Source organism: Rhizobium sp. BK538, from assembly GCF_014197575.1.
GTDB lineage: Bacteria > Pseudomonadota > Alphaproteobacteria > Rhizobiales > Rhizobiaceae > Rhizobium.
In genome coordinates, this window is record NZ_JACIFT010000030.1 from 1 (window position 1) to 20,019 (window position 20,019).

Here is a 20,019-nt window from a genome sequence, read left to right on the forward strand (position 1 = left end):
AGCTTGTCGCCAGCCGGCACCGCCTCGCCGGCCAGGACCCGCCGCTCGGTCTGGGCGATGATCCGTTCGATCAGCGGCTTATAGTGGCGGACTTGCGCCTGCCAGAGGTCAACCGCCGGGCCCGCCGCCAGGGGCAACTGTTCACTCGCCTGCTGCAGATAACTCAAGGTTGTCTGCGTGATCTTGAGCAGTGTGCGGTAGTGCTTGATCCGTTTCGGGCGGCCGCGGGAATATTCGATCGCCCGAGCCTGCTTCTTTGCCGCGCGGCAGTGGTCGCGCCATGGGATGGCACGACCCTGTGCATCGGCCTGCTGCAACAGCCGCACCATCACCCGGACAGCGTCCCATAACAGGCTGCTTCGGCTCGTGGATCAGTGCGGCCGTGACGGTGCTGTCCACACCCACGACCTTGCCACTTTCCAGCCTCTCCTGCCGGGCGCTCGCCAGTAGCACCTGGTTGATCTTTTCAAAGGTTTGCGCCCGGATCGCGCTGATCGTCTTGTGCAAGGCCGACTTCTTCGGAATCCACCCCCACGGCAGCCGGGCAAAGGCGCCCGAAACGAGGCGGAGTCTTCGAGATGGAAGGCCAGTTCCTGATAACTCAACTGGCGATGCTGCTTGAGGCACAGCCCTCGGCCGGCAGCCCCTCGCGACCGGTCTCCTTGAGACCATGCCGGCGCAGGTCCCGCGTCACCAGCCCGAGCAGATCGCGATCATCATCCAGCCATTGCGACATCGCCTTCAGTTCACGACCGATCTCGTGTTCGCGAAAAGATCGAATACACTGGCTTGGACCGTGCGTTCTTGGCGCATTGTCGGCTCCGGCGGTTACGGGTTTGTCTTTAGAATCAGTAGCTTGATCTAAAGTATACCTGAAACCGCCGGGCTTTGCCCGCGCAGATATCACGATTCATCTAATAATTTCAGCAGTTTACCGTTTACGGACGGGCGCTAGCTAGGAGTGGATGAGCCCACCTTGATAATCGAGTTCGTAAGCCCGGCGCTCGTTCACGACGATTACTTCGCGGCCGCTGAAATGGCTGCAGTCGCCGGTGCTTTGATCGGCATAGAAACCGAAGGCATGCTCGAATTCCATGCCGCCGAGAAAGCGTCGGTATTCGGCATACATTTTCGACAGCGCAGCCTTGATGACGGTCCCCGCTCGCTCTCCGTCGATCAGCGAATGCTCAACGATGCGGCCGAAATAGTTCATCGCCCAGATCGGTTCGCTGTCCAGCCACACCACTTCCTGCCCCGCGAAATCCGTTCCGCCGAAGTAGCTGTCGAGATAGCGCCACGGGCCGCGCTGATAGCCGATGTCATGCGATCCCGTCCGGCAGGCAGACGAAGGAATTCCACCGCCGACATAGGTATTGGCCTTGGCCTCGACGATAAAGCGGTTCAATTCGGCGATATCCATATCTTCGCCCTCCCGCTCGGCAGCCTCTCAATAATGGTGCCAATTGTAAAGAACAAAATAGGAACAAAGCTATTGCCCGCAGATTGCTTGTCCTGTGTCGTCCTTCCACTGGGCGATCGGTATGGTGCGGGGTTCGGCTTTGACGTCCTTGCCGTTCTTCTGCAGCTTGCCGGTCAAGGCGTTGTAGTCGCAGGAACCGCCGGCATTGGGGTCGAGCGTGTCGTAGTGATTGTAGGTGAAGCCGCCGACGACAAACTGCTTGTTCCGATAGGCAACCGTCAGCGTCTGGTCCCAGCGATCACGGCCGATGGCGCTGTTTTGTGAGTGTACGGCGATCGAGGATTTGCCGACGGCTTTCAACGACGGTTCCTGTCCGAAGACGCCCTCAGCGCTGGTGCTGCCCCAAATCTTGTTTGGCGCACTCAGCGAAAGTCGCAAGAGCTCGTGGTCGCTGTCGCGAAGATAGATGTATATGCCGATCTGGTCGTCGCTGGCGCTGCCTGCTGGCGCGACTAACAGTGCAAGATCCATTCCCCCGTCGCCATCCCAATCACCGGTCGCAGCATCGACGATGCGCGCAGCATCAATCTGCTCGGCATTGGCAGTAAACGCCGCCGATAAAGCCAATCCAGCAATTAATACAAACTTAAACATGCTTTTCTCCCGTCGCCACACCGCCAGCAGAGCGGAAAAGAATCCTGTTGACAATAGAACACTAGGAGAACAAAATAAAAACATAAGAGAACAGGAGAGCCAAATGACTGACATGATCCGTGATATCGCAGCATTCACCTCCATCGCAATGTTCGTTGCCAGCTTCTCGCTGATCTGCATGGCAATGTAAGAATTACGGGGACCGCATGACCGCCATGCGGTCTGAACGCTTCCCTTCTCTGGACATCGACCCCTCAATGCTGAGAATAGCTCTGATTGATTCAGGTGATCGGAAGGCATGTCATGGCGGGTGCGGAGAAAGACGCGGTAAGCGGTTTCATCGGCGGTACGCCCGGCTTCGTTCACCTTCGGGTCCACTCGGCCTATTCGCTGCTTGAAGGCGCGCTGCCGCTAAAGAAGATCCTCTACAAGGCGTCGGGCGATAGCCAACCGGCGATCGCGATCACCGACACCAACAACCTATTCGTCGCCCTCGAGTTTTCTCAGAAAGCGGTGGATGAAGGACTGCAGCCGATTATTGGCTGCCAGGTCTCGATCGACATGGAAGACGGCCTGGAGACGGAACGGCGTGGCGGCCAGCAGGCGCTCGTCAAGCTCCCGTCTTTGGTACTGTTGGCTGCGACCGAGGCCGGCTACGAGCGGCTGGTGGATCTCGTCAGTCGGGCCTATCTCGGCGGTGAGGGCGGTCAGTCGATACACATTTGTGCCTCTTGGCTCGATGAGATCGGAACCGACGGCCTAATTGCTCTGACCGGTGCCTTGACGGGGCCGATCGATATGGCGCTGAAGGACGGCCATACAGCTCAGGCGGAAGCACGCCTTCTGCTGCTGAAGCGGCATTTCGGCGACCGACTGTATGTCGAACTGCAACGTCATGGCACCTATGACAAACGCCATGAGCAGAAGGTGATCGGTCTTGCCTATGAGTATGATTTGCCGCTGGTCGCCACCAACGAAGCATTCTTCCCGACGCGCGACGACTATGATGCCCACGACGCCCTGATGGCGGTGGCCCACAACGCCATCGTTTCGGACGATACGCGGTTCCGCCTGACGCCCGATCACTACCTAAAGAGCCGCGCCGAGATGGCGAAGCTGTTTGCGGATCTGCCGGAAGCGTTGGAAAATACCATCGAGATCGCGCGCCGCTGCTCGTTCATACTCAAGACGCGCAAGCCGATCCTGCCGCGCTTCACGGGCGCCACGGCCGATCCCGAGGAAGCGGAACGCGAAGAGGCGCTCGAACTGCGCCGGCAGGCAGAGGAAGGGCTGGACAATCGCCTCGCCACGCTCGGCATGTCGCCCGGCTACGAGGAGAAGGACTACCGCGAGCGCCTGGAATTCGAGCTCAGCGTTATCGAACGCATGAAGTTTCCGGGCTACTTCCTCATCGTTTCGGACTTCATCAAATGGGCAAAGCAGCATGACATTCCCGTCGGTCCGGGTCGTGGCTCGGGTGCGGGCTCTCTGGTTGCCTACGCGCTGACGATTACCGACGTCGATCCGCTGCGTTTCTCGCTGCTCTTCGAACGCTTTCTCAATCCGGAACGCGTTTCGATGCCCGACTTTGATATCGACTTCTGCCAGGATCGCCGCGAAGAGGTGATCCGCTACGTGCAGCGCAAATACGGCCGCGAGCAGGTGGCGCAGATCATCACCTTCGGTTCGCTGCAGGCGCGCGCGGCACTGCGCGACGTCGGCCGTGTGCTGGAAATGCCCTACGGTCAGGTCGACAAGATCTGCAAGCTGGTTCCCAACAACCCAGCCAATCCCACGCCACTGTCGAAGGCGATTGAGGAAGAGCCGAAGCTGCAGGAGGAGGCCGGCAAGGAGCCGGTCGTCGCGCGCCTGCTCGATATCGCCCAGAAAATCGAGGGCCTTTACCGCCACGCCTCGACGCACGCCGCCGGTATCGTCATCGGCGACCGCCCGCTGTCGAAGCTGGTGCCGATGTATCGCGATCCGCGTTCCGACATGCCGGTCACCCAGTTCAACATGAAGTGGGTCGAGCAAGCCGGCCTCGTCAAGTTCGACTTCCTCGGCCTGAAGACGCTGACGGTGCTGAAGGTCGCCGTCGATTTTGTCGCCAAACGCGGCATCAAGGTGGATCTCGCTTCGATCCCGCTCGACGACAAGAAGACCTACGAAATGCTCTCGCGCGGCGAAACGGTCGGCGTGTTCCAGGTTGAAAGTGCGGGCATGCGCAAGGCGCTGATCGGCATGAGACCAGACTGCATCGAGGACATCATCGCGCTCGTGGCGCTTTATCGCCCCGGTCCGATGGAGAACATCCCGACCTACAACGCCCGCAAGCACGGCGAGGAAGAAATAGAATCGATCCATCCGACGATCGACTACCTGCTGAAGGAAACGCAGGGGGTTATCGTCTACCAGGAGCAGGTGATGCAGATCGCCCAGGTCCTGTCCGGCTACTCGCTTGGCGAGGCCGACCTTCTGCGCCGCGCCATGGGTAAGAAGATCAAGGCCGAGATGGACCAACAGCGCGAGCGCTTCGTCGATGGTGCCGTGAAGAACGGAGTGTCGAAGCCGCAGGCCGACAACATCTTCGAGCTTCTGGCGAAGTTCGCGAACTACGGCTTCAACAAGTCGCACGCCGCCGCCTACGCGATCGTCTCCTATCAGACCGCCTACATGAAGGCGCATTATCCGGTCGAGTTCCTCGCCGCGTCGATGACGCTTGATATGTCGAACACCGAAAAGGTCAACGACTTCCGCCAGGACGCCAAGCGCCTCGACATCGAGGTGATCCCACCCTCGGTGCAGACTTCGTTTCGCCACTTCGAAACCGGCGACAACAGGATCTATTATGCGCTGGCGGCGCTGAAGGGTGTCGGCGAATCGGCTGTCGATCATATCGTTGAGGTTCGTGGCGACACTCCATTCGCGAGCCTTGAAGATTTCTGCCTGCGCATCGATCCGCGACAGGTAAACCGCCGCGTGCTGGAAAGCCTGATCTTCGCCGGTGCTTTCGATTGCTTTGGGCTCGATCGCGCGCAACTGGCAGGTGGTCTCGACCGGATCATGGGCTATGCCCAGCGTGCACACGAAAACAAGCTGAGCGGCCAGTCGGATATCTTCGGCAGCGCTCTTTCGTCAGGCCCCGAGAAAATCTCGCTGCCGCCGTTTTCGCCGTGGCTGGCCTCCGAGAAGCTGCTTAAGGAGTTCCAGGTCCTTGGCTTCTACCTGACCGCGCATCCGCTCGATAGCTACCAAAACATTCTGCAGAAGATGCGCGTGCAGACCTTCGCCGAGTTTTCGGCGGCAGTGAAGCAGGGAGCAAGCAACGGACGCCTTGCGGGCACCGTCATTTCCAAGCAGGAGCGCAAGACGAGGACCGGCAACAAGATGGGCATCATCGTGTTTTCGGATTCATCCGGTCAGTTCGAAGCCGTGCTGTTTTCCGAGATGCTGAACCAGTACCGCGATGTGCTGGAATCCGGAAAGTCCTTCGTGATCACCGCGACCGGGGAGGAGCGGCCGGAAGGTGTCGGCCTTCGGCTGCAGACCATACAGTCGCTTGAGGAGAAGTCTCTGCAGATGCAGAAGGCTCTGCGCGTCTACGTGCGCGATTCCGGGCCGCTTCGCGCGGTCGCGGCGCACCTCAATGCCAAGGGTGATGGCCTCGTCTCCTTCATCGTGATTAAGGAGGAGGGCAAACGCGAGGTGGAAGTCGAGCTTCCGCAAAAATATCGCATCACGCCCGAGATTGCCGCGGCCCTTCGTGCGGCACCTGGCGTCGTTGACGTCGAGTTGGTCTGACGTCAGCCCCTTGTTAGGGTAATGAAGTCGGTTCCGTTGCCGGTCTCGAGTCCGAGGCCGGTGTCGGAAATCGTCAGTGTCGAGCCGGGGGTCAGCATGGCGTCGATTTTTCGCCGCGTCTCATCGGGAATATCGATACGGCTCAGAGCATTGGCGATCGGCGTGCCTGATATGATCGAGCTCTCGAGGCTGCTGATTCCAAGCCGCGTCATGGTTGCGCGCGAGAGTGTATTTGGAAGCGTCGCACCCATCCAGTCTGCCGAGCCGGTTTCGAAATCGATACTGCGTGCCATCAAGAAATGCGTGCCGAGGGCAAGGCGAGGGTTCTCGATCGAGATCGGCGCTTCAAGAACAGGCTGGAAACCTTGGCGGATCATGATGACGCCGTTCGGCGGCGTTCCCTTCCCGGCCGCGGCATAAACCGCCTTGGTGAGTGCGTCACTCGTTGGTGACTTGTCTGCCGTGGGCTCAACCGGATATTTCAATTTGAAATCGCTGATCGCCTGCAGCGTTGCCGAGCCGAGCAAGCCGTCGGGTCCACCTGCGGCAAATCCGAGCTCATTGAGGTGGGTCTGAAGGTCGATGACCTCCTCGCGCAGACTGCGGCGCGTGATGAGAATGCGGATCGGCGTGTCGTTCGCGGGCGCTCTTGCCGCCGGCGTTTGGGCAGCCGGTAGCGCGACGTCGTTCATCGCGACCTGAACGGGAGCCTGGCCGATCGCCGGCCGCAAAGCCGCGTCGGAAAGCAACGCTGCGGGCTCTGGCATGTCCGGCCGGAAGAGCGTCGGATGATCGATCGGTTCAGGCGTTAGTTCGCCATCGGTAATGATAACCGGAACGCCCATCTCCGTCAGCTGATAAAGCTGCTTGGCGAAGGCTGACGGCATGCGGACGCAGCCGTGCGATGCCGGGTACCGGGGCACGGAGTCCGACTCGTGAAGCGCGATGCCGGACCAGGTCAGCCGCTGCATGAAGGGCATCGGAGCCGCCGAATAGAGGTTGGACTCGTGATATCGCCGCTTCTCGATAACGGAAAAGATGCCGCTCGGCGTTGCATGGCCCGGCTTTCCGGTCGAGACTTTCGAGGTCGCCACGACCTCGGCGCCGTCATAGAGTGTGAGCGACTGCGCATCCTTCGATACGAAGATCTGCAGCGTGCGTGCATCCGCCGCGAGCGCGGGGTGCACGAGTGCGGTGGCCGACAGCAGGCCGAGGACAAAAACGAGACGCGACAACATATGACTCAACCGGTACGCAATACTTGAAACACCAGCCTAATCGGCGAAGCTTAAGGAAAACTTGAAATAGCGGACCTTGAGGCAGGCTCACATATTAGTGTTCGCGCTTGCCGCCAAACGTATATCCGGTCTGGACGGTGCCTTTGCCGAACTTGTCGCGCAGCTTGTCCATTGCCGCTTCGGCGGCTGCCCTGCGGCCGGATTGCGCATCGATAAGGTCGGGTGGATCGGCGCGCGCGGGGTCGCAAAGATCGGTCACGCCGATCCCGATCAGGCGAAACTTCGTACCGTCCGTTTCCTTCTCGAGAAGTTCCAGCCCGGTGCGGAAGATCCGGTCGGCAAGCTGGGTCGGGTCTTCGAGTTTGCGATTGCGAGTGCGCAACTTGAAGTCCGCCGTCTTCATTTTCAGAACCACCGTCTGGCCGGCAATGTCGTGCTTCTTCAGCCGCCAGGAGACCTTCTCCGAAAGACTGCGGAGGATCGGAACGAGTTCATCGTAGCGGGAAATGTCATCAAAGAAGGTCGTTTCGGACGAAACGCTCTTTGCCGCATCGTTCAGATGGACTTCGCGGTCGTCGACGCCACGCGAAAGGCGCGCCAGCCGCTGCCCCATGCTGCCATATCGACGCATGAGGTCGTTTTCCTCCATCCCCTGTAACTGGCCGATGGTGCGGATGCCGTCAGCCTCGAGCGTAGCCGCAAATGCCTTCCCCACGCCCCAGATCGTCGTCACCGGCCGCGGGGCAAGGAAGGAGACGGCCTCTTCCCGGCCGATGACCGAGAAACCTCTGGGCTTTTGCAAGTCGGACGCGACCTTGGCGAGAAACTTGCAGTAGGAAAGGCCGACGGAGATGGTTATGCCGATCTCCTTCTCGATGCGCTGGACGAACCTGGCAAGCGTGCGCGCCGGCGGATCGTGATGCAACCGCTCGGTGCCGCCGAGTTCCAGAAACGCCTCGTCGATCGAAAGCGGCTGAACCAGCGGCGTCAGTTCCTGCATCAAGGTGCGGACCTCGCGTCCGACCTTGACATATTTTTCCATGTCGGGCCGAATGACCACTGCCTGCGGGCAGGCCTCCAAGGCCTTGAACATCGGCATCGCCGAACGAACGCCATGGATGCGCGCGATGTAACAGGCGGTCGAGACCACCCCGCGCTTTCCGCCGCCTATGATGACAGGCTTGTCGGCGAGCTCAGGATTGTCGCGCTTCTCGATCGCTGCGTAGAAGGCGTCGCAATCGATGTGCGCCAGCGTCAGCTCGTACAGTTCCTTGTGCCGCACGAGACGAGGGCTTCCGCACGCCGCGCAGCGGCGCGTTTCGGCCTTCTGCTCGGCAAGGCAGTCGCGACAGAAGCCGGGTGTCTTGGCGTACACAGGTGTCATGACGAGAACAAAGATTGAACATTGCAACATTAGCCTCTAAACTTTTGAGTCTCAAGAGAGGCGAGGAGGATTGCATTGGATATCGATCTCCGTTTCGAGCCGGTGACCGCGAACCGGTGGGGTGACTTCGAACGGCTCTTCGGTCCTCGTGGAGCCTTCTATGACTGCTGGTGCGTTGCGCTCCGTTTGCCTCATGCCGTGCGAGCGAAGATGGGGCCGGGAGAGCGAAAATCGCACATGCAGGGCCGGATAGCCGTCGGTCCGCCGCCAGGCATCCTGGCCTATGCTGATGACGAGCCGATCGCTTGGGTCCAAGTCGGATCCCGGCACGACGTGCCGCAATTTAATTCGCCGCGAACGGTGTCCCGACCGGTGGAGGAAGGCGATGCTCACGATCCGTCATTCTGGGCAGTAAGCTGCTTTTTCCTGCTCGCGCATTTGCGGGGGCAGGGGCTCAGCCATCGTCTCCTTGCCGGTGCAATCGATCATGCGCGGCGTCACGGCGCTCGCTACCTTGAAGGCTGTCCGATCGACCACGTCAAGCAATCGAAGTCGGTGACGCTTTGTACGGGGTCGACTGCGATCTTCGATGCGGCTGGATTTGAAACCGTGGCAAAGCGAAAGGATGGCCGGCCGCTCATGCGGCTGGATTTGCGCTCGTGAGGGCATCGGCCGCGAAATGTGCCCTTAGCAGCTCTGCGGCATGGTCCCAGCCAGTGGCCGCCACGATGTTTCCAACCGGCGGTAGTGCGAACGGCTTGAAATCCGCGTTGGCCATCATGGTCAGGAGCAGGCACTCAGGCAGATGATCGGCAACGGAAAGGAGATTGCGCTGCATATCATCGATGAAGGCGACAGGCAGGCTTCGCCGATCATGAAGCCTTGCGACAACGGGCCCCTTGGGCTCCTCCGTGGCGATCAGGTCGAAAGAGAGGTCGAGCTGGTTGAGAAATTCTCGTCGGATACCGTGGTGCCGAGGTGGCATTGCGGTCAAGAAGACGATGTCGGCGTCGGCCGAGAGCGCCTGCAGCGTTTCGACCGCGTTTTCCGCCGGCCTCTGCCAGAGGTGCTGGTTCGCGAAGAATACTTCCTCAAACGAATCGATGGCTGCTTTATCCAACTCGCTGCCATCGAGCAAAGAGACGATATTGCCGTAGAGGCGGAACGACCGTGGCAGGAGGTCGTAACTGTGCGAGCGCAGAAAAGCGGTAAAGGGAGTGAGGAACTCGAGAACCACTTCGTCGATGTCGCAGACGACCAAAGGCCGGTCGCCGAGGCGCACCTGGCTGATGTTGGTAGCAGTATCCATGCTCAATATTCTCCCGAGCCAAGTCCCGGCGGCGAAAAGTGCAGCCATGCCGCATTCAATGCGTCGGGCGCGGTGCCGGTCGCCTGGCAAAAGGCCATCGCTGTCGGCTCGTGTTGCATGATGAAGTCCATCATGCCGGAAATAAACCCAGGATCGCTGATCGCGTGGCGGACTTGCGCCGGTTCGACGCCGGTCAACGCGAGGAAACGACTGAACAGTTCCGGTTCGTTGGCAAGCCAGGTGAGAACGGAGATTGCGGTCAGCTGTGGATCGGCCGCGAGTTGTTTCGAAGTCTTGAAGTTGCTTTGCATTTCTCTGGGTAAATTACCTATTTTTCAACCAAATAGCGATAGTGTGCCGCCATCGGTTCTATGGAACCAAGCCGCCGCATAAGTCTTCTTCTTGCGGGGAAGCGGTACCAGAACGGACGTAGGACGCGTGTCATGCCCAAACAGGTGATGATTGTAGAAGACAACGAGCTCAACATGAAGCTCTTTCGCGACCTTATTGAGGCGTCCGGCTACACGACGATCCAGACCCGAAATGGCATGGAGGCGCTCGATCTCGCGCGCAAGTACCGGCCGGACCTGATTCTGATGGACATTCAGCTACCTGAGGTTTCCGGTCTCGAGGTTACGAAATGGCTGAAGGAAGACGATGATCTGCACGTCATTCCCGTTATCGCCGTCACAGCATTTGCCATGAAGGGAGACGAGGAACGCATCCGCCAGGGCGGCTGCGAGGCCTATGTCTCCAAACCCATTTCCGTTCCTAAATTCATTGAGACGATCAAGACCTATCTGGGCGATGCCTGACGCATCGGAAAGAAGCCTATGACTGCGCGCATTCTGGTGGTTGATGATATTCCGGCCAACGTCAAGTTGCTTGAGGCTCGGCTAGTCGCCGAGTATTTCGACGTACTGACCGCCGGCGACGGCTATCAGGCCCTGGCAATCTGCGAGCGGAACCAGGTCGATCTTGTCCTTCTCGATATCATGATGCCTGGAATGGACGGCTTCGAAGTGTGCGAGCGCCTGAAAGCCAACCCAAAGACTTCGCATATACCCGTCGTCATGGTGACGGCTTTGGATCAGCCGGCCGACCGCGTGCGTGGCCTGAAGGCCGGCGCCGATGACTTTCTCACCAAGCCGGTCAATGACCTTCAATTGATCTCGCGGGTGAAGAGCCTCTTGCGGCTGAAGACGCTCAGCGACGAATTACGGATTCGCTCTGACACCGCCCATACGATGGGAATCGACGAACTGCTACGCTCGGGCGAGGGACGGGGCGACGAATCTGCCCAGGTCCTGCTCGTCGACGGGCGCGCCAATTCGCAGGAACGCATCATCAAGGCACTGAAGCCTATCGCCGACGTCTGCGCGATCTCGGATCCGCAGGCGGCTCTTTTCGAGGCGTCGGAAAATCCCTTTGAGCTCGTCATCATCAACGCCAATTTCGACGACTACGATCCCCTGCGTCTGTGTTCACAGCTTCGCTCTCTGGAGCGCACGCGTTATCTGCCGCTCCTGATCATCACGGAGCAGGGCGATGACGACATGGTGATCCGGGCGCTGGAACTCGGCGTCAACGACTATATCGTTCGGCCGGTCGATCCCAACGAACTGGTGGCGCGCAGCCTCACTCAGATTCGCCGCAAGCACTACAACGATCGCCTACGCGCGAGTGTCAAGCAGACGATCGAGCTTGCCGTCACGGATCCGCTAACCGGGCTCAGCAACCGCCGCTACCTGGATAATCACCTGAGCACGCTGTTCAATCGCTCAATGGCGCGGGGCCGCCCGCTATCGGTGCTGATCACCGATATCGATCGGTTCAAACAGGTCAACGACACCTATGGGCATGATGCCGGGGATGATGTGCTTCGGGAGTTTGCGAACCGCATTCGCTCCACCGTCCGCGGCGCCGATCTTGCCTGCCGCTACGGCGGTGAGGAATTCGTGGTGGTCATGCCCGATACCTCGCCCGAGGTGGCCGCAACCGTCGCGGAGCGATTGCGCTCTGTGGTCGAAACGACACCGTTCCTGCTGAAGTCATCGGGGCAGGAGTTGAGCGTGACTGCCTCCTTCGGCATCTCGTCGCGAATCTCGTCGGTCGTTACGCCGGGGCAGCTGATGAAGCAGGCCGATCTTGCGCTCTACGAGGCAAAAACGGGCGGTCGCAATCGGGTCGTCGCCGCGGCTTGAGTAACACTTCTATGAAGCATTTGGGTCATCCACAGCTACCCGATTCATGCCTGCCGACGCGTGGCAGCCAAGTAACTTGAATGCAAAGCCGGCCATTTGACCTGAACATTTGTTGGCTCTCGATAGCGCGCCAAGCAGATGCGGTACGGGCTCAGTGATAAATGTGAGGATCAATCAGATTTAGGCGACATTTCGCAAGTAGCTGTGATAACCAAGTTTCGAGGCGTAAAGGCGCAAGCTAATACTATTGACCTATAGTTTCGCCATTCTTTGTCAATTTGGCGCTATTCTTGCTATTGGAGGCGACTCGAAGCTCTAAAAACTGTCCCAAAGCCGTACTTTTAACCATAGAATCAACCTCGGAGATCTAACCATTAAGAATTTGTTGATTTTCTTTCATTTTCGAGCAAATTATCGAACCATAAGAGATAAGCACTCCCCGTGAGGAGTCTGAGATACCCCATGATGCTCAGGTCCGCCGCATCTCCTGGGTCGTGGGGTCGGTCGGCTGGTTTGCAACATTTAGCGGTTCCTCGTGCCGCGTTGCTTGCCGGTCGACCCCCTTTCAAGAAAACGCCGTCCTTTCCCATTTCGGGAGGACGGCGTTTCTGTTTTCAGGCATCAGAAATCAGACAATAAAGCCGGCGAACAAAAAGCGCGCAGCCCGTAGGCGCGCGCCTTTTTGAAGACGTCAGATCAAGCGATTACTTGATCTTGGTTTCCTTGAACTCGACGTGCTTCTTAGCGATCGGGTCGTACTTGGTCTTCGTCATCTTGTCGGTCATCGTACGGCTGTTCTTCGTCGTGACGTAGAAGAAACCGGTGTCGGCCGTCGACAGCAGCTTGATCTTGATTGTGGTAGCCTTGGCCATGGTCGTCCTGCCTTTAATAAAATGAAAGCCGTGGCAGGCCGGATAGGCTCCACGGCAAATTCTGGCGCGAAACTACGAATCCAGCCCGAAAAGTCAAGCCCGCTTTCGGAGGAAAAGCAGTCTGACGGCGGAAAGCAGGGCATAAAGCCCGAAGAATCCAGCGATCGCCCAGGCAAAACCGTTGTTGCCCGCAACGTCGATGGCCGCGCCGATGACCTGCGGTCCGGCCACTGTGCCAACCGCATAGCAAAACACAAAGGCCGCGTTGGCTGCCGCGAGGTCGGAGCCGGTCAGGCGCGAGCCCAGGTGACTGAGGCCCACCGTATAGAGTCCCGCAACGCAGCCGCCCCAGAAGAGGAGAACCGTCGCCATCAGAATCCAGCTGTGCACGAGGACCGGCAGCATCAGGGAGCCGATCAGGCCCATGAAGGCCATGGCGGCCAGCAGCGGACGCTTGTCCTTCATGCGGTCCGAAAGTAGGCCGACGGGAATCTGGAAGATCACGTTGCCGATTCCCATTACGGTCAGCAGCAGGGCTGCCTGCGATTCGGTAAAGGCGGCGCGCACTGCATAGATAGGGAACAGCGCCAGACCACCGGCTTCGACGGCCCCGAAGATGAAGACGGCAGCTGTTGCTGTCGGCACCAGGAAGACGTAGCGCATGAAATGCAGCTCGGGTTTCTCTTCGAGGACCGGACTCTCATACCGCGCGATATAGATTGGAATGGCTGCCAGCAGAACGGCGCCGGCGCCGACAGCAAACGGCAGGATGCCATCGCTGCCGAGAATCGAAAAGAGCAGCGGTCCGCCGGCAAACCCCAGCGACAGGACAGTGGCATAGATGCCGAGCACGAAACCGCGCTTGGAAGGCGGCGAGGCGGCGTTGATCCAGAATTCCGACAGGATGAACAGCGTCGTTGTCGCGCCGTGAAAGGCGAAACGCAGCGGAAACCACATCCAGAAATCCTGGGCGTAGTAGAAGGCGAGCGCGCTGATCGCTGAAATCACGACGGCCCAGATCATGGTCGGGGCGACACCATATTTGTGCGCCAGCTTCGTGGTGATGGGCGCAGCCGCCATCGCGGCAACCCCGGCCATCGCGGTGTTCAATCCGATAAGCGTCGACGGAATGCCGCGCTTTTCGAGAATGATGCTGAGAAGCGGAAGCCCGAGGCCGATTGCTATGCCGACAGCGGAGATGGACGAGACGGCTGCCACCAGCGAAGGCCAATGAATTTCTTCGACATCGCCTGCTGCTGTGCCGTTTCGCGGCTGAGACATATACGCATCCTTAGAGACCTGCTGCACAGAATCGCTCACCGCGAAGCACCATAGAAAGGCACAGGAGTACCAAATCCGAGTGACGGCTGTGCTTTACAAGATGAAACGCGCTGGCGGCAATAACCTGGATGATCTTGAATGGATATAGTCAAAGAACCTTACCGAATAGGCATGAGATTTCGCCCCGCGGAACCGGGGCACGGCTGGGCGTGCCACTACACGTCAATTGTGTCGTGAAGGTGAAGGGGCAGGTACGCGCCTAGCGTTTGCGGCCCGGTATCTCGTAGGCGTCGTGATCGTCGGTTTGTCCACCGAAGCCGTGCATCTTCAATGCCCATTGCAGGCCGATGACGCCGCCTTTGATCGGCTGGATGATCAGCAGTGTCGCCAGCAGCGTGATAGGCGTCCAGATCGCGAACGTCAGCCAGAGGGGCATTGGCCAGAGGAGGTCGGTTGCCATGTAGCCGCCGATAATGAGATGGCCGATGACCACGATGGCGAGATAGGGCGGCAGGTCGTCCGAGCGATGGTGGTGCATGGCCTCGCCGCAGGCGGCACAATTGTCCACCGGCTTCAGGAAGCTTTTGAAGAGTTTGCCGCTGCCGCATGCGGGGCAGGTGTTCAGCATGCCGCGCTTGATAGAGCGGCCGAGCGGACGCTCCACCTCCTCACTGCCTCCGTAACGGATTGCCTGGTCGGTAGAGGTGGTCGTCATCGTTCGTTTCCTTTCGCGGCGTCCCTACCCGCCTATCGCCGCCCTCTTGGCGGCCTTGTTCCGGCCTTCTTGCGCGCGCGGCTAGCGTCGCGCCGGCCCGCCTTGTGGAACGAACGTACAGCTGTGGGCATCTTTCGCCCTTCGCTGATCATCTCGAAGCGTAGCGCACCGGCAAGCGGAATGGCTTCTGCAAGCTTGACCGTGACACCGTCGCCGAGGCGATATCCAAGCCCGGTCTTTTCGCCAGACAGCGCCTGGTGTGCCTCATCATAGATGAAGTAGTCCGTTCCGAGCGTAGATATAGGAACGAAGCCGTCCGCTCCATAGTCCGGGAGAGTGACAAATAGTCCCGATTTCGTCACACCTGATACGCGTCCTTCGAATTCCTCGCCGACGCGACCGGCAAGATGATGGGCGATCAGGCGATCCACCGTTTCGCGCTCGGCAGCCATGGCGCGCCGCTCGAAGGTGGAGATCTCGGCGGCGATGTCATCGAGCACCCCTTCCTCATCGGGGGTGATGCCACCTTCGCCGAAGCCGAGCGAGCCGACCAGCGCACGATGCACGATGAGGTCCGCATAGCGGCGGATCGGCGAGGTGAAGTGCGCGTATTTCATCAGGTTCAGGCCGAAATGCCCGATATTCTCGGGGCTGTAGATCGCCTGGCTCTGCGAGCGCAGCACCATCTCGTTGACCATCGTCTGATGCGGGGTGTCATCGGCCTTGGCAAGGATCATGTTGAAATTGTTGGCGCGCATGTTGCCGCCCTTGGCGAGCGATATGCCAAGGGTCGCCAGAAACTCGCGCAGCACTTCCTGCTTGGCGAGTGTCGGGCCGTCATGGATGCGATAGATCAGGACCTGCCGCTTCTTCTCCAGCGTCTCGGCGGCCGAGACGTTGGCCTGGATCATCATTTCCTCGATGAGCTTGTGGGCATCGAGGCGTGGCGGCACGAAGACACGATCCACGGTGCCATCCGGCTTCAGCAGGATCTTGCGCTCCGGCATGTCGAGTTCGAGCGGCTGGCGTCGCTCGCGCCCGCGCGTCATCACCCTGTAGGCATTCCAGAGCGGCTTCAGAATGGGTTCCAGAAGCGGTCCCGTCTTGTCGTCGGGTTTTCCGTCGATCGCTGCCTGTGCCTGCTGGTAGGAGAGCTTTGCCGCGCTCTTCATCATGATGCGATGGAAGGTATGGCCGATCTTGCGGCCGTCCTTCGAAAACACCATGCGAACGGCAAGCGCCGGGCGGTCCAGACCTTCTCTCAGCGAGCAGAGGTCGTTTGAAATCCGCTCCGGCAGCATCGGCACGACCCTGTCGGGGAAATAGACCGAGTTACCGCGTTTCAGAGCTTCGCGGTCGAGTGGCGAATTCGGCCGCACGTAATAGGAAACATCGGCGATGGCGACGGTGACGATGACGCCGTCCGGATTGTCCGACGAAGGATCTGTCTCTGCATAGACCGCGTCGTCATGGTCCTTCGCGTCGGCCGGATCGATGGTGATGAGCGGGACATCGCGCCAATCCTCGCGATGCGACATTGTCGCGGGCTTGGCATCATCCGCCTCGGCGACAACTGCCGGCGGGAATATATAGGGAATGCCGTGCGCATGGATGGCGATCATCGAGATCGCCTTTTCGGATGCAACGGAACCGATGATTGACAGCACCTTGGCGCGTGGCAGGCCGAAGCGACCGAGGCGAGCGACTTCGACTTCGACGAGATCGCCGTCCTTGGCCTCGCCCTTGTACTCAGGGTCGATCACCATTTCCTCGCCGCGCCGCTCAATCGGCAGCAGACGGCCGGCTCCACCCGGCGCATCCTTGAAGACGCCAAGCAGCGCGCCGCGGCGCTTGTCGAGGATCTTGATGATGCGCGCCGTGTAGGCTGGCCCGCCGCGGTCGGCGGCCGGAAAGATCTTCGCCAGGATGCGATCGCCCATCCCGGCAACAGGGGCCTTGCCCTTGCCGTTGCGTCCCGCCGGGGACGTCGACTGGCGGATGGCGACGGCGGGCGCAACGCCCTGATCATCAGGCCACTCCGCCGGACGACCGATCAGTTCGCCGTCCTTGTCGCGCGTCGTGATGTCGAGCACGGTGACGGGCGGCAGGGCGCCCGGCCGGATCAGCGACTTTCGCGTCTTCTGGAGCATGCCTTCCTGCTCCAGTTCGCGCAGGAGGTGCTTCAACTCGACGCGGCTTTCGCCTTTCAGCCCGAAGGCCTTCGCCAGTTCGCGCTTCGACGCCTTCTGCGGATGATCGGCGATGAAACGCAGGATCACTTCGCGGGAAGGCAGCGTGCCGTGGGCCATGTTCAGCGGTTCGGCTGCGGGTTGCTGGCTGGCGCGTCCGATCTTGCCCGGACGCTTGCCCGTGCCCTTCGTTCTCTCCCGCGGGATTTTGCTCACTCTTTGCTCTTCTTCGTCTTTGCCGGCGCCTTGGCCGTCGTCGGCTTGGCGGCGGTCTTGGTCGTCTTGGTTTCGGCGGCCGCGGCCTTCGCCTTCGGTTTTGCCTTGCTCTTCGAGGCCGGTGCCTTGCCCGCCTTGGCGGCGATCAGCGCCAGCGCTTCCTCGACGGTCAGTGCCTGCGGATCAGTGCCCTTCGGCAGCGTCGCATTGACCTTGCCCCAGTTCACATAGGGGCCGTACTTGCCGTCACGAACGGTGATTGCGCCGCCATCGGGATGGTCGCCGAGTTCCTTCAGCGCTGCTGCTGCCGTCCGCCCGCGTCCGCCCGGCGCCTTGCTCGCTTTCTCGGCGATCACGGTCACAGCGCGGTTAAGACCGATCGAGAAGACGTCTTCGACGCTTTCAAGGTTGGCGTAGCCGCCATCGTGCAGCAGAAACGGCCCATAACGACCGATGCCCGAAGAAATCATCTTGCCGGTTTCCGGGTGCTTGCCGATGTCGCGTGGCAACGAAATCAGAGCCATCGCCTTTTCGTAGTCGATGTCCTCTGGTTTCCAACCCTTCGGCAGGGAAGAGCGCTTGGCATCCTTGCCATCTCCACGCTGTATGTAGGGACCGAAGCGCCCGGAACGCAGCGTCAATTCCTCGCCGGTCACCGGATCGGCACCGAGATTCTTCGGCTCGTTCAGCGCAACGCCTTCGGCTTCCGAACCGCCTTCGGATGAAAGCTGGCGGGTATAGTTGCATTCTGGATAGTTCGAGCAGCCGACGAAGGCGCCGTATTTCCCGAGCTTCAGCGACAGATTGCCCGTGCCGCAAACCTGACAGATGCGGGGGTCCCCGCCGTCTTCGCGTTTCGGGAAAACAAGCGGCGCCAGCGCCTCGTTGAGCGAGTCGAGAACGTTGGTGACGCGAAGCTCTTTCGTGTCCTCGATCTGGGAGAAGAAATCCTTCCAGAAATCGCGCAGAACCTGTTTCCAGTTCAGCTCGCCGGCCGAGATCCGGTCGAGCTTCTCTTCGAGATCCGCCGTGAAATCGTATTCGACATACTTGGTGAAGAAGCTTTCGAGGAAGGCCGTCACCAGCCGTCCCTTGGCCTGCGGGATGAGTTTGCGCTTGTCGATGGTGACATATTCGCGGTCCTGCAGCGTCGCCAGCGTCGCAGCATAGGTCGAAGGGCGACCGATGCCGAGCTCTTCCATCTTCTTGATCAGCGACGCTTCCGAGTAGCGCGGTGGCGGCTCGGTGAAGTGCTGGGTCGAATTGATCTTCTGCTTCGCGAGGTTCTCGCGCGCATTGATTTCGGGCAGGCGACCATCTTCGTCACCGTCGTCGCTCTGTTCGCCATCTTCCTTCTGGTCGGTATAGGCGGCGATGAAACCATCGAAACGGATCACCGAGCCGACAGCGCGCAGGCCGGCCTTCTCGCCGTTGTTGTCGGCCGTGATTTCAGCCGTCGTGCGTTCGATCTCGGCCGAGGCCATCTGGCTCGCGATACCACGCTTCCAGATCAGGTCGTAAAGCTTGATCTGGTCGGCATCGAGGAACTGACGCACGCGATCGGGCGAGCGATTGAAGTCGGTCGGCCGGATTGCTTCGTGGGCTTCCTGTGCGTTCTTCGCCTTGGTCGAATAGACGCGAGCTTTCTCGGGCATGTAGCGCTGGCCGAATTGATCGACGATGGCCTTGCGTGCCGCATCGATGGCTTCGGGCGCCATCTGAACGCCGTCCGTACGCATGTAGGTGATCAGACCAACCGTCTCGCCACCAATGTCGACACCCTCGTAGAGCTTCTGGGCAATCTGCATGGTACGAGACGCTGAAAAGCCGAGCTTCGAGGAAGCGGCTTGCTGCAGTGTGGAGGTTGTGAAGGGTGGTCCCGGGTTGCGTTTGACCGGCTTCGCCTCGACGGTATCCACTACATAGGTGGCACCCTCGAGAAGCGCTTTCAGTTTGCCGGCTTCCTCGCCGTTCGCGATCGAGCGAGCCTGCAACCGCTTGCCATTCGCTGCAACCAGCCTTGCCTCGAACTCGTCGCCTCGCGGCGTCTTCAAGAGAGCCGAAAGGTTCCAGTATTCTTCAGAGATGAAGCGCTCGATTTCGGATTCGCGATCGCAAACGAGGCGCAGCGCCACCGACTGCACGCGGCCGGCTGAACGTGCACCGGGAAGCTTGCGCCAGAGTACGGGCGACAGGTTGAAGCCGACGAGGTAGTCGAGGGCGCGGCGAGCCAGATACGCATCAACCAGCGGCACGTCGATATCACGCGGGTCGGCCATCGCATCGAGGACGGCCTTCTTCGTGATCGCGTTGAAAACGACCCGCTTCACAGTCTTGCCGTTCAGCACGCGCTTTTTGTTCAGCATGTCGAGGACGTGCCAGGAAATCGCTTCACCCTCGCGATCCGGGTCGGTTGCGAGAAACAGGCTGTCGGACGACTTCACCGCATCGGCAATGTCCTTGAGCCGCTTGGCTGACGCACTATCGACCTCCCACAGCATCTCGAAATCTTGATCGGGAAGAACCGAGCCGTCTTTGGCAGGTAGATCGCGGACATGGCCGAAGGAGGCGAGCACCTTGTATCCGGAGCCCAGATACTTGTTGATCGTCTTTGCCTTGGCAGGCGATTCTACCACTACAACATTCATCATGATTCTCTAAAAAATGGGCCAGGCCGGCGGATAAGCAGATGGAATCCCTGCCGTGCCAAGATAACCGGTTCCTCGACATGGACAG

The 20,019-nt window shown here is 59.8% G+C and carries 15 protein-coding genes and 1 pseudogene; 4 read left to right on the forward strand and 12 right to left on the reverse strand.

All coding sequences use genetic code 11. The annotated features are described in order from the left end of the window. The 3 genes and pseudogenes from FHX09_RS26550 to FHX09_RS26560 form a co-directional block, all read right to left on the reverse strand. Positions 1 to 813, reverse strand: a pseudogene (locus FHX09_RS26550) (ISNCY family transposase); the annotation flags it as partial. A gap of 142 nt (positions 814 to 955) precedes the next feature. Beyond that, on the reverse strand, positions 956 to 1,420 hold the full coding sequence (locus FHX09_RS26555) for a DUF5680 domain-containing protein (protein WP_132594199.1): 465 nt from the start codon (positions 1,418 to 1,420) through the stop codon (positions 956 to 958). A 69-nt stretch (positions 1,421 to 1,489) separates the two neighbouring features. Beyond that, a complete protein-coding gene (locus FHX09_RS26560; RefSeq protein ID WP_132594250.1) occupies positions 1,490 to 2,074 on the reverse strand; it encodes a hypothetical protein in 585 nt (194 codons plus the stop codon). A gap of 303 nt (positions 2,075 to 2,377) precedes the next feature. Here FHX09_RS26560 and dnaE point away from each other — a divergent pair, with 303 nt between their 5' ends. Continuing rightward, positions 2,378 to 5,875: a DNA polymerase III subunit alpha gene (gene dnaE / locus FHX09_RS26565; RefSeq protein ID WP_132594201.1), complete on the forward strand. Its 3,498-nt coding sequence runs from the start codon at positions 2,378 to 2,380 to the stop codon at positions 5,873 to 5,875. 2 nt (positions 5,876 to 5,877) lie between these two features. On the opposite strand, the gene FHX09_RS26570 is transcribed toward dnaE, so the two are convergent. Together FHX09_RS26570 and FHX09_RS26575 are read right to left on the reverse strand one after the other, a co-directional pair. After that, on the reverse strand, positions 5,878 to 7,113 hold the full coding sequence (locus FHX09_RS26570; RefSeq protein WP_183722932.1) for a L,D-transpeptidase family protein: 1,236 nt from the start codon (positions 7,111 to 7,113) through the stop codon (positions 5,878 to 5,880). Positions 7,114 to 7,207: 94 nt separating this feature from the next. Next, the gene (locus tag FHX09_RS26575) at positions 7,208 to 8,527 is read right to left on the reverse strand and encodes a DNA polymerase IV (protein WP_183722934.1); all 1,320 of its coding nucleotides are present in this window, start codon (positions 8,525 to 8,527) and stop codon (positions 7,208 to 7,210) included. 45 nt (positions 8,528 to 8,572) lie between these two features. Here FHX09_RS26575 and FHX09_RS26580 point away from each other — a divergent pair, with 45 nt between their 5' ends. After that, positions 8,573 to 9,160 (forward strand): GNAT family N-acetyltransferase, encoded by a 588-nt coding sequence (locus FHX09_RS26580; RefSeq protein WP_132594207.1) that lies wholly within the window; start codon positions 8,573 to 8,575, stop codon positions 9,158 to 9,160. On the opposite strand, the gene FHX09_RS26585 is transcribed toward FHX09_RS26580, so the two are convergent. Both FHX09_RS26585 and FHX09_RS26590 read right to left on the reverse strand, forming a co-directional pair. Beyond that, positions 9,135 to 9,806 (reverse strand): hypothetical protein, encoded by a 672-nt coding sequence (locus tag FHX09_RS26585; RefSeq protein WP_132594209.1) that lies wholly within the window; start codon positions 9,804 to 9,806, stop codon positions 9,135 to 9,137. The genes FHX09_RS26580 and FHX09_RS26585 overlap by 26 nt on opposite strands. Positions 9,807 to 9,808: 2 nt before the next feature. After that, the gene (locus FHX09_RS26590) at positions 9,809 to 10,117 is read right to left on the reverse strand and encodes a DUF3572 domain-containing protein (protein WP_132594211.1); all 309 of its coding nucleotides are present in this window, start codon (positions 10,115 to 10,117) and stop codon (positions 9,809 to 9,811) included. A 132-nt stretch (positions 10,118 to 10,249) separates the two neighbouring features. On the opposite strand from FHX09_RS26590, the gene FHX09_RS26595 reads away from it, so the two are divergent. Both FHX09_RS26595 and FHX09_RS26600 read left to right on the forward strand, forming a co-directional pair. Further along, positions 10,250 to 10,621: a response regulator gene (locus tag FHX09_RS26595; protein WP_007531841.1), complete on the forward strand. Its 372-nt coding sequence runs from the start codon at positions 10,250 to 10,252 to the stop codon at positions 10,619 to 10,621. 18 nt (positions 10,622 to 10,639) lie between these two features. Beyond that, a complete protein-coding gene (locus FHX09_RS26600; protein ID WP_132594213.1) occupies positions 10,640 to 12,010 on the forward strand; it encodes a PleD family two-component system response regulator in 1,371 nt (456 codons plus the stop codon). Between the two features lie 704 nt (positions 12,011 to 12,714). Here the strand turns inward: FHX09_RS26600 and rpmG are convergent. From rpmG to topA, 5 genes are all read right to left on the reverse strand, one after another. After that, positions 12,715 to 12,882, reverse strand: a complete 168-nt coding sequence (gene rpmG / locus FHX09_RS26605) for a 50S ribosomal protein L33 (RefSeq protein ID WP_003587245.1) — start codon at positions 12,880 to 12,882, stop codon at positions 12,715 to 12,717. Between the two features lie 93 nt (positions 12,883 to 12,975). Then, a complete protein-coding gene (locus tag FHX09_RS26610; protein WP_007789726.1) occupies positions 12,976 to 14,163 on the reverse strand; it encodes an MFS transporter in 1,188 nt (395 codons plus the stop codon). 259 nt (positions 14,164 to 14,422) lie between these two features. Next, entirely contained in the window at positions 14,423 to 14,878 is a 456-nt protein-coding gene (locus tag FHX09_RS26615) for a DUF983 domain-containing protein (protein ID WP_007789728.1), read from the reverse strand. A gap of 32 nt (positions 14,879 to 14,910) precedes the next feature. Next, the gene (gene rnr, locus FHX09_RS26620) at positions 14,911 to 17,283 is read right to left on the reverse strand and encodes a ribonuclease R (RefSeq protein WP_132594215.1); all 2,373 of its coding nucleotides are present in this window, start codon (positions 17,281 to 17,283) and stop codon (positions 14,911 to 14,913) included. Further along, entirely contained in the window at positions 17,280 to 19,931 is a 2,652-nt protein-coding gene (gene topA / locus FHX09_RS26625; RefSeq protein ID WP_132594252.1) for a type I DNA topoisomerase, read from the reverse strand. The genes rnr and topA overlap by 4 nt, the downstream gene beginning before the upstream one ends. Between the last annotated feature and the right edge of the window lie 88 nt (positions 19,932 to 20,019).